At 62.1% G+C, this 12,829-nt stretch carries 11 protein-coding genes; 8 read left to right on the top strand and 3 right to left on the bottom strand.

Annotated features, from left to right (window positions below; genetic code table 11):
- Positions 1 to 380 precede the first annotated feature (380 nt).
- Positions 381 to 1,268 (top strand): ABC transporter ATP-binding protein, encoded by an 888-nt coding sequence (locus RQX22_RS00430; RefSeq protein WP_315722626.1) that lies wholly within the window; start codon positions 381 to 383, stop codon positions 1,266 to 1,268.
- On the top strand, positions 1,268 to 3,106 hold the full coding sequence (locus RQX22_RS00425; protein WP_315722624.1) for a hypothetical protein: 1,839 nt from the start codon (positions 1,268 to 1,270) through the stop codon (positions 3,104 to 3,106). The genes RQX22_RS00430 and RQX22_RS00425 overlap by 1 nt, the downstream gene beginning before the upstream one ends.
- 50 nt (positions 3,107 to 3,156) lie before the next feature.
- Here RQX22_RS00425 and RQX22_RS00420 read toward each other — a convergent pair whose 3' ends face one another.
- Entirely contained in the window at positions 3,157 to 4,164 is a 1,008-nt protein-coding gene (locus tag RQX22_RS00420; RefSeq protein WP_315722623.1) for a fumarylacetoacetate hydrolase family protein, read from the bottom strand.
- A gap of 84 nt (positions 4,165 to 4,248) precedes the next feature.
- Positions 4,249 to 5,163 (bottom strand): LysR family transcriptional regulator, encoded by a 915-nt coding sequence (locus RQX22_RS00415; RefSeq protein WP_315722621.1) that lies wholly within the window; start codon positions 5,161 to 5,163, stop codon positions 4,249 to 4,251.
- Between the two features lie 148 nt (positions 5,164 to 5,311).
- Between RQX22_RS00415 and RQX22_RS00410 the strand changes: the two genes are divergently transcribed.
- From RQX22_RS00410 to mmsB, 6 genes are read left to right on the top strand one after another with little or no spacing between them, the layout of a single operon-like run.
- Positions 5,312 to 6,808, top strand: coding sequence for a CoA-acylating methylmalonate-semialdehyde dehydrogenase (locus RQX22_RS00410; protein ID WP_315722619.1), 1,497 nt, complete (start codon positions 5,312 to 5,314; stop codon positions 6,806 to 6,808).
- Positions 6,780 to 7,424 (top strand): glutathione transferase GstA, encoded by a 645-nt coding sequence (gstA, locus tag RQX22_RS00405; protein WP_315722617.1) that lies wholly within the window; start codon positions 6,780 to 6,782, stop codon positions 7,422 to 7,424. Before RQX22_RS00410 ends, gstA begins: the two co-directional genes overlap by 29 nt.
- A 46-nt stretch (positions 7,425 to 7,470) precedes the next feature.
- Positions 7,471 to 8,613: an acyl-CoA dehydrogenase family protein gene (locus RQX22_RS00400; RefSeq protein ID WP_315722615.1), complete on the top strand. Its 1,143-nt coding sequence runs from the start codon at positions 7,471 to 7,473 to the stop codon at positions 8,611 to 8,613.
- The gene (locus RQX22_RS00395; protein WP_315722613.1) at positions 8,610 to 9,650 is read left to right on the top strand and encodes an enoyl-CoA hydratase/isomerase family protein; all 1,041 of its coding nucleotides are present in this window, start codon (positions 8,610 to 8,612) and stop codon (positions 9,648 to 9,650) included. Before RQX22_RS00400 ends, RQX22_RS00395 begins: the two co-directional genes overlap by 4 nt.
- Positions 9,647 to 10,420, top strand: coding sequence for an enoyl-CoA hydratase (locus RQX22_RS00390; protein WP_315723494.1), 774 nt, complete (start codon positions 9,647 to 9,649; stop codon positions 10,418 to 10,420). Before RQX22_RS00395 ends, RQX22_RS00390 begins: the two co-directional genes overlap by 4 nt.
- Positions 10,421 to 10,422: 2 nt before the next feature.
- The gene (mmsB, locus tag RQX22_RS00385) at positions 10,423 to 11,316 is read left to right on the top strand and encodes a 3-hydroxyisobutyrate dehydrogenase (RefSeq protein ID WP_315722611.1); all 894 of its coding nucleotides are present in this window, start codon (positions 10,423 to 10,425) and stop codon (positions 11,314 to 11,316) included.
- Positions 11,317 to 11,341: 25 nt separating this feature from the next.
- Here mmsB and glpK read toward each other — a convergent pair whose 3' ends face one another.
- Entirely contained in the window at positions 11,342 to 12,811 is a 1,470-nt protein-coding gene (gene glpK, locus RQX22_RS00380) for a glycerol kinase GlpK (RefSeq protein ID WP_315722609.1), read from the bottom strand.
- Positions 12,812 to 12,829 lie beyond the last annotated feature (18 nt).

The following is a 12,829-nucleotide window of genomic DNA, read 5'->3' as shown; positions in this document are numbered from 1 at the left end:
CAGCCATGCCGACGCAGCAAACTGTCCATGCATGAGACAGTTACGGTATCGTAACAATTCAGAGAACAGGTCCCATCGGACAAGCCGTTGAAAATTGGGAATACTCTTTTCCAGACCACTATATGTAGTCGGAAGGACCCGTTTCGGACCAATTTGCGAGTAACAAAGGCAGTCCAAAACCGTAGGATGGACGCTTTTCCAGGCTTGAACCCATCGGTTCTGCCGGTTCGGAGGGCGAGAGCGATCCTATCATTCATCCTGTCTCTTAACCGACCAAAAGACGGCCGCAAGCCCCTTGCACCCCTATCGTCGGCCGCTGGGGCGAGATGCGGCGGCGATATGCGCGAGCGAATTTCGATTGGCTCTATGCGAGGGCTGCGATGCTGGAACTGAGGAACGTCAGCCACGTCTATCCCGACGGAACCCGTGCGATCGATGGGGTGAGTTTGTCGGTCCAACGGGGGATATACGGCCTGCTCGGGCCGAACGGCGCAGGCAAGTCGACCTTGATGCGGGCTATAGCGGGGCTGCAGGTACCGACACGAGGCGAGATCCATTTCGACGAGATCGACATATTGGCGGAGCCGCAACGGCTTCGGCGGCGGCTTGGTTATCTCCCGCAGGATTTCGGCGTCTATCCGCGCATATCCGCTTATGAAATGCTGGAACATATCACGATCTTGAAGGGTATCGTCTCGGCCAAGGACCGCCGCGCGACCGTCGAAAGGCTGCTCGACCAAGTCAATCTCTGGCCGGCGAGGGATCAGCTCCTCACGAGCTTTTCCGGTGGAATGCGGCAACGCTTCGGCATTGCCCAGGCGCTGGTCGGCAACCCCGACCTCATCATCGTGGACGAACCGACCGCCGGCTTGGACCCGGAGCAGCGCAACCGCTTTCTGAACCTCCTCGCAGAGATTGGCGAAAATGTTATCGTCCTGCTTTCCACCCATATCGTCGAGGATGTTTCGCATCTTTGCTCGCGCATGGCGGTCCTGTCGGAAGGCCGAATACGGCTGGAAGGCGCGCCAGGCGAACTCATACGCGAGACCAAGGGTCGGATCTGGATGAAGGTCATCGATCGCTCCGAACTCGACGAGGCTAGGGCACGCTACGATCTCATTTCCACGCGGCTCCTGGCCGGACGGACGATCGTCCAGATCCTGTCCGACGATCATCCCGGCAATGGCTTCATCCCGGCCGACGGCGGGTTGGAGGCGGTCTATTTCTCGACACTGGCGCCCCAGACGCGCCAGATCGAAACCGAGTGATGTTGCTCCAAATCCTGGCATTCGAGTTCAAGCTGCAGCGGCGCGCGCCATTATTCTGGGTTGCGGCGGGGCTGTTCTTCCTGTTCGCCTTCGGAGCGACTGCAAGCGACGCCATCACGCTCGGAACGGGAAGCCCTGTCCTTTTGAACAGTCCGTTCCGGATCGTCGAGCAGCATCTGGTCATTTCGATCTTCTATATGATCGTTACCCCAGCCTTCATCGCCAGCGTCGTCGTTCGTGATGACGAGACGGGCTTTCGTCCGATCATCTGGTCGACGAGGGTGAGCAAGTTCGATTATCTGATGGGCCGCTTCGCCGGGGCCTCGCTCGCCGCGATCGTGGCTTTCGGTTCGGTGCCGCTGGGGATGTGGCTCGGCTCGCTTATGCCGTGGCTCGATCCGCAGGCTTTGGGGCCCGCTCGCGCCGATGCCTATTTCTTTGCTTATGTCATCCTCGCCGCCCCCGGCATCCTCTTCACGGCCAGTATCTACCTCACGTTGGCGATCATGACGCGTTCGTTGATGGCGACCTATCTCGGCGTGATCGGCTTGATGATCCCGATATTGGTTGCGGCAAGCCTTTATTCGAAGATGCCGGAATTTCGATCGATGATCGGCATTGCCGAGCCGTTCGGTTTCGGCGCCTTCCTGGAAATGACGACGGACTGGGCCATTGCACGACGCAACCAGGATCTGCCGAACCTGACTGGTCCGCTGCTCGGCAACCGGCTCTTCTGGGCATCTTTGTCCATATTCTGCCTTGCCGCGGCTTATCGGCGGTTCAGCTTCGCCAGCCCGATCGGCGCCGGCCACGCCCGGCGCAAGCGAATATCCCTGCCATCCGCCGGTCCGATCGGAAGCCCATATTCGGGGCCCCTTCCCTCCGGCTGTTTCGATGCCGCGACAGCATGGGGTCAATTTCGGGCGCGCGCGGCGCTGGAAATATGGCAGATGGTGAAGAATCCCGCCTTCCTCGTGCTGATCGCCCTGGGCCTCGCCAATGCGTCCCTCAGCGTCTGGAATGTCGTCAATGAAGGCGGCCCCGCCACGGACGCATCGATCGCCGCCGTAAGGCGCGCCTTTACCTTGGTCTCGCTGATCATCGCGATTTATTTCAGCGGAGAATTGGTGTGGCGTGAGCGAGACAGCCGGGTGCATGAGATGATCGATGCAACGCCCCTGCCGGATTGGGCTTATGCTGCCCCCAAGACTGTGGCCATGGGCGTCGTGCTTGCGGCAATCCTGGCCGCCAGTGCTTTGGCCGGACTGCTCGCCCAGCTCCTGAAGGGCGACGAAGGAATAGAGCCATCGGCCTATCTATGGCTCTATCTGTTGCCGGGTGCGTTCGACGTGACCTTGATCGCCATCCTGGCGGTGTTCGTCCAGTCCGTCTCGCCGAACAAATATGTCGGCTGGGCGGTCATGATCCTCTGCATCCTGACGCGGATCGTCGCGGCCGATACCGGCTTCGGGCACGACCTGATCGTCTATGGTCAGGTTCCTTCGGAAACTCATAATGGGTTCAGGATCGAACAGGATGGCGCATGGTGGTTCCGTCTTTACTGGGCCAGCATCGCCGCATTGCTGATGGTGGCCTCGCATCTGCTGTGGCGGCGAGGCAATGACCTCCAGCTTGGGTTCCGGTTCAAGCGGGGCTCCGCGCGATTGCGGGGGCCGGTCGGTCTGGTTGCGGCCGCGGCCGCGACAATGGCGCTTGTCGTCGGTCTGTCGCTCTCCACGACAGGCATGCAGGACCGGGAGCCAGAATCTATCGCACGATCGTCGGATCGAATGGATGACGAAAGTCTGTACGCTGTCGGCGACGTGCCCGGTGCCTGATCGCCCGAGAGGCTATTTTCCCTGGGCGCCTCGATAGGCTCGATTCCGATTCAGGCGGCCGCCACGATTTGTTCGATGAGGCCGAATATCGGATGGCCGTCTTCATCATCCATCCAGATTCGCACCTGATCGTCCCGCCGCAGAAACTCGGTCTTGGCCTTGCCGCCTTGAATCGTTTCGATGGTTCTGATCTCGGCGATGCAGCTATAGCCCAGGCCACCCTGGTCGATCGGCCGGCCCGGCCCGCCATCTTCGTCACGATTGGAAACGGTACCGGAACCGACGATCGATCCGGCTCCCAGATTGCGGGTTTTGGCGAGGTGGGCGACCAGGGTTCCGAAGTCGAAAGTCATGTCGATCCCGGCGTCGGCCCTTCCGAACGGCTTACCGTTGATATCGACTTTCAACGGACCGTGAAGCTTCCCATCCCGCCAGCGCTCTCCCAGCTCGTCCGGGGTGACGAATACCGGCGACAGGGCCGATGCCGGTTTCGACTGCAGGAAGCCGAAGCCCTTGGCGAGCTCGGCCGGGATGAGGTTGCGGAGCGACACGTCGTTGACCAGCCCGACCAGAAGAATCCGGTCCAGTGCCTCCGTTCTCGTCGTGCCGCGGGGGACATCGCCCGTCACCACCACGACTTCCGCCTCCAGGTCGCAGCCCCAGCTTTCGTCCGGAAGAGGGATCGGTGCACGCGGCGCCAGCATTTCGTCCGAAGCGCCTTGGTACATGAGAGGATCGGTCCAGAAGCTGTCCGGCATCTCGGCGCCGCGCGCCTGGCGGACGAGCGCGACATGGTTCACATAGGCCGAACCGTCCGCCCACTGGAAAGCCCTCGGCAGGGGCGCCAGCGCTTCGCGCTCATGAAACCGTTCGCGCGGGATCGCTTCGTGTGAAAGATCGGTGTCGAGCAGGCGAAGCTGAGGCTCGACATGCCCCCAATCGTCGAGAGCGGCCTGGAGCGTGGGCGCGATATGCGCCGCATCTGCACACCAGGCGAGGTCGTGGCTCACCACCACCAGCCTGCCGTCGCGTCCACCCTTTAACGATCCGAGCTTCATGGCTTCTCCTTTCGGTCACGCGAGCAAGTGACATTTTGGCGTCGCCTTGGCTAGACCAGTTTCTTCGGAAATCAGGGCGAAGAATCAGCGATCATCCTCCGGCGCGCATTGGCGCAGATTGCCCATCATCCGGTCGCGGCGCTGCCTGCTCAGCTCGGTGATCCATTCCACGAAGGCCTGGATGCGGGCCATTTGCCGCGTCTGCTGGTGGGTCACCAGCCAGAAGGAGCGATTGATGTGAAGCTCCGGCAGGATCCGCGCCAGGGACGGATCGGCGTCGCCGATGAAGCACGGCAGAACGGCGACGCCAACGCCGGCCGCGGCCATCCGGTATTGGGCATTGATGCTGGAACTGCGGATCGTCGGCTCCAGGTCCGGCGCGATCTCGTCCATGTAGAGCAGTTCGGGCGCGTAGACGAATTCCGGTATGTAACCGATGAGACAATGGGATCGCAGCGCATCGACGTCCCGGATGGGTCCGTGGCGCTGCAGATAGGCATGGGAGGCATAGGGCCGAAGGACGTAATCCGACACTTTCTTGCTGATCAGCGGCCCCGTGCGCGGCCGCGCCAGCAGGATCGCGACATCCGCTTCCCGCTTCGACGGACTGAGGAAGCCGTTATTGGCGACCAGATCCACCCGGATGCCCGGATAGGCCTCGACGAAGGAGCCGATATGGTGGGCAAGGAGCCAGGTGCCGAAGCCTTCCGATGCACTTATCCGGATCAGCCCCGCAAGTTGAGTATCCCCCGCCGGCCCGGATTCTACTTCGCTGATCGATTGCTCGATCGCCTCGGCCCTGGTCATCAGATGCTCGCCCGCCTCGGTCAGCACGTGACCGTCGCGGGTCTGCTCGAACAGCCTCTGCTCCAACCTGAGTTCGAGCCGGCGAATCCTGCGGCCGACGGTGGTAGCGTCTACGCCGAGCACGACCGAAGCGCGCGACAATTGGCCGAGCCGTGCAACTGCCAGGAAGAAACGAAGATCGTCCCAGTGCATTGGCTTTCCGGATTCCTCCTATAAGGCGCGCCTTTGACCCTGTTGGCTGCGCTTCACAGCCTGCATTTATGCAGGTGTCGACTGCAAGTCGAGCCATTGCGTGGAAGCGGCCATGGGTTCAGCGTGCGACTCGAAAGGATTTTTAGCGATGCGGAATATCGATCATTTCATCGGCGGCGGCGCCGTCGCCTCGGGCGCCCGGAAGGGAGAGGTCTTCAATCCCAGCAATGGAAGCGTTCAGGCGCAGGTTGGCTTTGGAACCGCGGCCGATCTTGAAAAGGCAGTTGCCGGCGCGCGTGAAGCCGTCCCCGACTGGGCGGCGACCAATCCGCAGCGTCGCGCCCGCGTCCTGTTCAAGTTCAAGGAACTGGTCGAGAAGAATATGGACGAGCTGGCGCTCCTGCTGGCTTCCGAACATGGCAAGGTGGTCGCGGACGCCAGGGGCGACGTGCAGCGCGGGCTCGATGTGATCGAGTTCGCCTGCGGCATCCCGCATGCATTGAAGGGCGAATATACCCAGGGCGCCGGGCCCGGCATCGACGTCTATTCGATGCGCCAGCCGCTCGGCATCGTCGCCGGAATCACGCCGTTCAACTTCCCCGCAATGATACCGATGTGGATGTTCGGCGTGGCGATCGCCTGCGGCAATGCCTTCATCCTCAAGCCGTCCGAGCGCGATCCCTCGGTGCCCGTGCGCCTCGCGGAACTGATGAAGGAGGCGGGTCTTCCCGACGGCATCCTTCAGGTCGTCCATGGCGACAAGGAAATGGTCGACGCCATTCTCGATCATGACGATATCAAGGCGATCAGCTTCGTCGGATCCTCCGATATCGCCCAATATATCTACAGCCGCGGCACGGCGAACGGAAAGCGCGTCCAGGCCTTTGGCGGTGCCAAGAATCATGGCATCGTCATGCCTGACGCCGATCTCGATATGGTGGTGAACGATCTTGCCGGCGCCGCCTTCGGTTCGGCGGGCGAACGCTGCATGGCACTGCCGGTCGTCGTGCCGGTCGGCGAGAAGACCGCCGACGCCCTTCGCGAGAAGCTCGTCCCGGCCATCGAAAAGCTTCGCGTCGGTGTCTCGACCGATGCCGATGCGCATTATGGCCCGGTCGTCACCGCAGCCCACAAGGCGAAAATCGAGCAATATATCCAGATGTGCGTGGACGAAGGCGGCGAGCTGGTCGTCGATGGCCGTGGCTTCAGCCTGCAGGGCCATGAGGAAGGCTTTTTCGTCGGTCCGACCTTCTTCGATCGCGTGAAGCCGCATTTCAGGTCCTATCAGGAAGAGATTTTCGGTCCCGTTCTGCAGATGGTCCGCGCCGACAGCTTCGAAGAAGCGGTTCGCCTCCCTTCCGATCATCAATATGGCAATGGCGTCGCCCTCTTCACCCGCAACGGCCACGCCGCGCGCGAGTTTGCGGCGCGGGTCAATGTCGGCATGGTCGGGATCAACGTGCCTATCCCCGTGCCGGTCGCCTATCACAGCTTTGGCGGCTGGAAGCGCAGCGGCTTTGGCGACATCAATCAGCATGGCATGGAAGGCGTTCGATTCTGGACCAAGACCAAGACGATCACGCAAAGGTGGCCCGATGGGTCGCCGACCGGGGAGAATGCGTTCGTCATCCCGACCATGGGGTAATGAAGCGGTGAAGCTCTATTTCTCTCCCGGCGCCTGTTCGCAGGCTCCCAATATCGCCTTTCGCGAAGCGGGGCTCGACATCGAGCTCGTGAAGGTGGATTTGAAGAGCAAGCGGCTTGAATCGGGGGAGGATTACCGCGTGATCAATCCGAAAGGCTCGGTCCCGGCGCTCGCGCTCGACGATCATATCGTGCTCACCGAGAATGCGGTCGTCCTTCAATATATCGCCGATCAGGCGCCCGAAGCCGGTTTGATCCCGCCTTACGGGACCATTCGGCGCTATCAATTGCTCGAATGGCTGAACTATATCGCCACGGAGCTGCACAAGGGCTTCGCCCCATTGTTTCACCCGCAAAGGTCCGCGGAAGCGACAATTGAAGCGCGGGAGCTGCTTGCGGCCAAATTCGATTATGTGGCCAGCCGCATGGAGGGCAATCCGTTCCTGACCGGTGAAAGCTTCACCATCGCCGATTGCTATCTGTTCGTTGTATTGCGGTGGAGCCGCATCCACCATATCGACCTCGGCCGCTGGCCCGCTTTGGCCGCCTTCGTGGCCCGCGTGGCCGAGAGGCCGGCGGTCCGGGCAGCGCTCCACTCCGAGGGCATGGCACGTTAGACATATTGACGGGCTGCCGGTCGCCCGTTTTCGATGAAGGCAGAACATGAACCAATTCGACCTCACCGACGAACAGCGCCAGATCCAGGAAATGGCCCGAACCTTCACCGCCGACGCGATTACGCCGCACGCAGCGGAATGGGACGAGAAGCACATTTTCCCGCGCGACACGATACGAGCGGCGGCCGAGTTGGGCTTCGGCTCCATCTATGTCTCGGAAGACTCCGGCGGGATCGGCCTCGGCCGGCTGGAAGCCGCCTTGATCATGGAAGCCATGGCCTATGGCTGCCCCTCGACATCGGCCTTCATATCGATCCACAATATGGCGAGCTGGATGATCGACCGGTTCGGATCGGCCTCGGTGAAGCAGAAATATCTTCCTTCGATGGTGACGATGGAGCGGATCGGAAGCTATTGCCTGACCGAGCCTGGTTCGGGCTCCGACGCCGCGGCGCTCAAGACCCGGGCGGTGAAGGATGGAGATTCCTATATCGTCAGCGGATCCAAAGCCTTCATCTCCGGCGGCGGCGAGAATGAGCTTTACGTGACCATGGTCCGGACCGGCGAGGAAGGACCCAAGGGGATCAGTTGTCTCGTCATCGAAAAGGATATGCCGGGCGTCAGCTTCGGCGCCCCGGAAAAGAAACTCGGCTGGCACTCACAGCCGACCGCGCAGGTCAATTTCGACGAGGTCCGCGTGCCGGCGGAGAATCTTGTGGGCAGCGAAGGCGAAGGCTTCCGTATCGCCATGATGGGCCTGGACGGCGGGCGTCTCAATATTGGCGCCTGTTCGCTCGGTGGCGCCCAGCGCTGCCTGGACGAGGCGATCTCCTACACCAAGGAGCGCAAGCAATTCGGGACACCGATCGCGGATTTTCAGGCCACCCAGTTCACCTTGGCGGACATGGAAACCGAGTTGCAGGCTGCGCGGATGCTCCTCTATGTGGCGGCCGCCAAAGTGTCTGACAATGCAGCTGACAAGACGCGCTTCGCTGCCATGGCCAAAAGGCTGGCGACCGATACGGGCAGCTCCGTCGTGGACCGCGCGCTGCAGCTTCATGGCGGCTATGGCTATTTGATGGATTATCCGGTCGAACGCTTCTGGCGCGACCTTCGCGTCCATTCGATCCTTGAGGGCACCAACCAGATCATGCGCGTCATCGTCGGCCGGGATCTGCTGCGCCAATGAACGAGATTCTCACCCGGATCGAAGGCAGAGCGGGCCGGATCCGGCTTGATCGTCCCAAGGCTATCCACGCTCTCACCAAGGGCATGTGCACCGCCATGATCGCCGCATTGCTCGAATGGCGGATGGACGATTCCGTTGAACTCGTCCTGCTCGACCATGCACAAGGTCGCGGCTTCTGCGCCGGCGGCGATGTGGTGATGATCGCCCGCAGCGGTGCCGGCGACGGAAGCGAGGCGCGCGCATTCTTCCATGAGGAATATCGCCTGAACCACCTCCTCTTCACCTACGCCAAGCCGACCATCGCTTTCATGGACGGCATTACCATGGGTGGCGGCGTCGGCATCTCGCAGCCTTGCCGCTTTAGGATCGCCACCGAAAATACGCGTTTTGCCATGCCGGAGACGACGATCGGCCTGTTCCCCGACGTTGGTGGCGGCTGGTATCTGTCACGCTTGCCCGGTCGCGTCGGGCAATTCCTCGCACTGACCGGAGCGCGCCTCGACGGCGCGGAATGCCTCCATCTGGGGCTTGCGACCCATTATATTCCGTCGGATGCGCTGGAAGGGCTGAAGAAGCGCCTGGCGAGCGAGCCGGATCGCATCGAGGCCTTGCTGGCGGAAGCGGCGATCGAGCCTCCCGAAGCGCGCATCGCCGGCCATCGCGCGCAGATCGACCGATTGTTCGCCGCCGACGATTTCGAGCTCATATTGGAGGCGCTCGGCCAGGATGAATCGGATTGGGCGCGGAAGGAGCTTACGACGCTTCGCGCCAAGAGCCCGCAATCCTGCAAGGTCTCGCTGCGGCTGCTTCGTGACGGTGCGCGCATGCAGGATTTCGCGGATGAGATGCGGCAGGAATATGCGGTGGCCGCGCATATCGTGCAACGCCACGACTTCGTCGAGGGCGTCCGTGCCCTGCTGATCGACAAGGACAATCAGCCGCGCTGGAACCCCGCTTCCCCGGAGGCGGTCAGCGAACATTTGATCGACACCATCTTCGCGCCGATGCCGCAAGGAGAGGAATGGACCCCATTATGACCTATGAGACGATCCTGGTTGAACCGCGTGGCGCCGTGACGTTGATCACGATCAACCGGCCGAAGGCGCTTAACGCATTGAACAGCCGCGTGCTCGACGAACTGATCCAAGCCTTCGCGGCATTCGATGCCGATGAAAGTCAGCGTTGCGCCGTCCTGACCGGCAATGAAAAGGCGTTCGCGGCCGGTGCGGACATCAAGGAAATGTCCGATCAGGGCTTCGCCTCGATGTATGCTTCCAATTTCTTTTCCGGATGGGAGAAGGTCACGGCGACGCGCAAGCCATGGATCGCGGCGGTGGCCGGCTATGCGCTCGGCGGCGGCTGCGAGGTGGCGATGATGGCGGATTTCATCATCGCCGGCGAAAATGCCCAGTTCGGTCAGCCCGAAATCAAGCTTGGTGTCACGCCCGGCATGGGCGGTTCGCAGCGGCTCACCCGCGCGATCGGCAAGGCCAAGGCCATGGAGATGTGCCTGACCGGACGGATGATGGATGCCGCGGAAGCCGAGCGTTCGGGCCTCGTCGCCCGTGTCGTACCGCTCGAGAGCCTCGTCGAGGAGGCGCTGAAGACTGCTGAAACCATTGCCCGCATGGGGCCCCTTGCGGCTATTGCCAATAAGGAGATGGTCAATGCAGCGTTCGAAACCGGCCTTGCCCAGGGAATAGTGTTCGAGCGTCGCCTGTTCCACGGTCTGTTCGGCACTGAAGACCAGAAGGAGGGCATGGCCGCCTTCGTGGAGAAGCGTAAAGCGGATTGGAAGGGGCGCTGAACATGGCACGGGTAGGTTTCATAGGTCTCGGAAATATGGGCGGCGGCATGGCGACGAATCTCGCCAAGGCCGGACATGACGTGCGCGCCTTCGATCTTTCGGAGGAAGCGCTGGCGCGGGCTGAAAGGAACGGCTGCCTGCGCGCGGCCTCCGCTGCGGAAGCAGTCGCCGAAGCGGAGGCGGTGGTGACGATGCTTCCCGCCGGAAAACATGTCCGCGAGGTCTATCAAGGCAGCATCCTGGGAACGGCACCGACCACTGCCATCCTGATGGACTGTTCGACCATCGACGTCGACACTGCGCGCGAGGTGATCGCTACCGCGCAGAGCCAAGGCTATGCAATGGTCGATGCTCCCGTATCGGGCGGCATCGCCGCGGCCGAAAGCGGCACGCTCACCTTCATGGTCGGCGGCACCAAGGAAGCTTTCGGCCGGGCTGAACCCTATCTCGACATCATGGGGAAGGCCGTGATCCATGCCGGCGGCGCCGGTGCCGGCCAGGCCGCGAAGATCTGCAACAACATGCTGCTCGGGGCATCCATGGTCGCGACCTGCGAGACTTTCGTTCTCGCCCAGAAACTGGGCCTCGATCCGCAGACCTTCTTCGATATATCGAGTCAGGCGTCCGGCCAATGCTGGTCCATGACCAGCTATTGCCCCGTACCCGGCGTTGGGCCCACGACGCCGGCGGATCGCGACTATGAAGGCGGCTTTGCCGCGGCCCTCATGTTGAAGGATATGCTGCTTGCCATGGAAGCGGCACGAAGCGTCAACAGCTACACGCCGATGGGTTCCCTGGCTCAGGAACTCTATGGGCGCTTCAATGACCTTGGTGGTGCCGGCAAGGATTTCTCGGCAATCATCAAGATGATCGACGACAGTTGGAAAGCGCAATAGCGCTGAACCGGTGGGATGGGATCGCCTATCCCAAGACCGCAGCCAGCGCTTCTCGCCAACCCGCCAGTCTGACGTCCCTGTCTTTTTCCTCCATTTTCGGTTCGAACCGCTCGACCGGCCCGCGCATTCGCGCGGCCTCCTCGAGCGATCCGAACATGCCGCTGCCCACGCCGGCGAGCATCGCCGCACCCAGCGCGGTGGTCTCGATGAACACCGGCCTTTCGACCTTCAGGTCGAGCAGGTCGGCCAGATCCTGGGTCAGCCAATCGTTGGCGATCATGCCGCCATCCACCTTCAGACTTTGCCAATTCGCACCGTCGGAGGCGAAGGCGGCCATCAGATCGCGGGTCTGGTGTGCCATCGCCTCAAGTGCCGCACGGACGATATGGGCTCTGCTCGACGCGAAGCTGAGGCCGGAGATCGCCGCCCTTGCGTCCGGCTGCCAGTGCGGCGCACCGAGTCCCGATAAAGCGGGAACGAGATAGACGCCCCCATTGTCGGCGACCGAACGGGCAAGCGCCTCGCTTTCGTTCGAGGAGGCCAGCAATCCAAGATCGTCCCTGAGCCATTGGATCAGGCTTCCGGCGACGAATACCGAGCCTTCCAGCGCATAATTGCGATCGCCGCCGAGCTGCCAGGCGATGGTCGACAGCAGGCGATGCTCGGACCGGCGAAACTCGCACCCGGTATTCGTGAGGATGAATGCGCCGGTGCCATAGGTCGCCTTCGTGTCCCCCGTGGCCAGGCACGCCTGGCCGATCGCGGCCGCCTGCTGATCGCCGGCCATGCCGCAGATCGGGATCGGAGCCCCGAACAGGTCCGCCGAGGTCGCTCCAAACCGCCCTGCACAGTCCGCGATTTCGGGCAGCGCTGTTCCCGGCACTTGCCACAGGTCCATCAACGCGGCGTCCCATCGGCCAGTGCCGATATTCATCAGCGCGGTGCGCGAAGCGTTGGTGGCGTCACTCACGTGCAACCCGCCGGTGAGACGGTGGATGAGCCAGCTTTCGACGGTGCCGATGCACAAGTCGTTTCCGGCTTCCTCAAGCTGCGGCCAAGTGCCGAGGGCCCATGCGATCTTGGAGGCGCTGAAATAGGGATCGAGGAGCAGACCGGTACTCGCCTGGACCTCGGCTTCGTGCCCCTTGTCCTTGAGATCGCGGCAGAGATTGGCGGTGCGACGGTCCTGCCAGACGATGGCCGGCGCCAGCGCCCTCCCCGTCCGCCGGGACCAGAAGACGATGGTCTCCCGCTGGTTGGTGATCCCGATCGCTTCGATCCGGCCCGCTCCACCTGCCTTGGCGACCATCGCTTGCGCGCACGCTAGGCTCAGTGACCAGATTTCCTCCGCATCATGCTCGACCCAGCCGGGCGCCGTGTAATTTTGGGTGATATCCTTCTGCTCCGAACCCAGACAGGTTCCGTCCGGTGTGAAAAGCATCGCCCGGGTGCTGGTCGTTCCTTCGTCGATGACGAGCAGTGCGCGTTCGGTCATGCTTTTAGGTAGCGGCGC

It is taken from the genome of Sphingosinicella rhizophila, assembly GCF_032378825.1.
GTDB classification, from domain to species: Bacteria; Pseudomonadota; Alphaproteobacteria; order Sphingomonadales; family Sphingomonadaceae; genus Allosphingosinicella; species Allosphingosinicella rhizophila.
Note: the sequence above shows the minus strand (reverse complement) of the source record. Positions and strands in the feature narration are given on the sequence as shown.

Excerpts from the sequence above, each read along its gene's own strand:
- RQX22_RS00430 (WP_315722626.1), top strand. The coding sequence starts at position 381 with ATGCTGGAACTGAGGAACGTCAGCCACGTCTATCCCGACGGAACCCGT.
- RQX22_RS00425 (WP_315722624.1), top strand. The coding sequence starts at position 1,268 with ATGTTGCTCCAAATCCTGGCATTCGAGTTCAAGCTGCAGCGGCGCGCG.
- RQX22_RS00420 (WP_315722623.1), bottom strand. The coding sequence starts at position 4,164 with ATGAAGCTCGGATCGTTAAAGGGTGGACGCGACGGCAGGCTGGTGGTG.
- RQX22_RS00415 (WP_315722621.1), bottom strand. The coding sequence starts at position 5,163 with ATGCACTGGGACGATCTTCGTTTCTTCCTGGCAGTTGCACGGCTCGGC.
- RQX22_RS00410 (WP_315722619.1), top strand. The coding sequence starts at position 5,312 with ATGCGGAATATCGATCATTTCATCGGCGGCGGCGCCGTCGCCTCGGGC.
- gstA (WP_315722617.1), top strand. The coding sequence starts at position 6,780 with ATGCGTTCGTCATCCCGACCATGGGGTAATGAAGCGGTGAAGCTCTAT.
- RQX22_RS00400 (WP_315722615.1), top strand. The coding sequence starts at position 7,471 with ATGAACCAATTCGACCTCACCGACGAACAGCGCCAGATCCAGGAAATG.
- RQX22_RS00395 (WP_315722613.1), top strand. The coding sequence starts at position 8,610 with ATGAACGAGATTCTCACCCGGATCGAAGGCAGAGCGGGCCGGATCCGG.
- RQX22_RS00390 (WP_315723494.1), top strand. The coding sequence starts at position 9,647 with ATGACCTATGAGACGATCCTGGTTGAACCGCGTGGCGCCGTGACGTTG.
- mmsB (WP_315722611.1), top strand. The coding sequence starts at position 10,423 with ATGGCACGGGTAGGTTTCATAGGTCTCGGAAATATGGGCGGCGGCATG.
- glpK (WP_315722609.1), bottom strand. The coding sequence starts at position 12,811 with ATGACCGAACGCGCACTGCTCGTCATCGACGAAGGAACGACCAGCACC.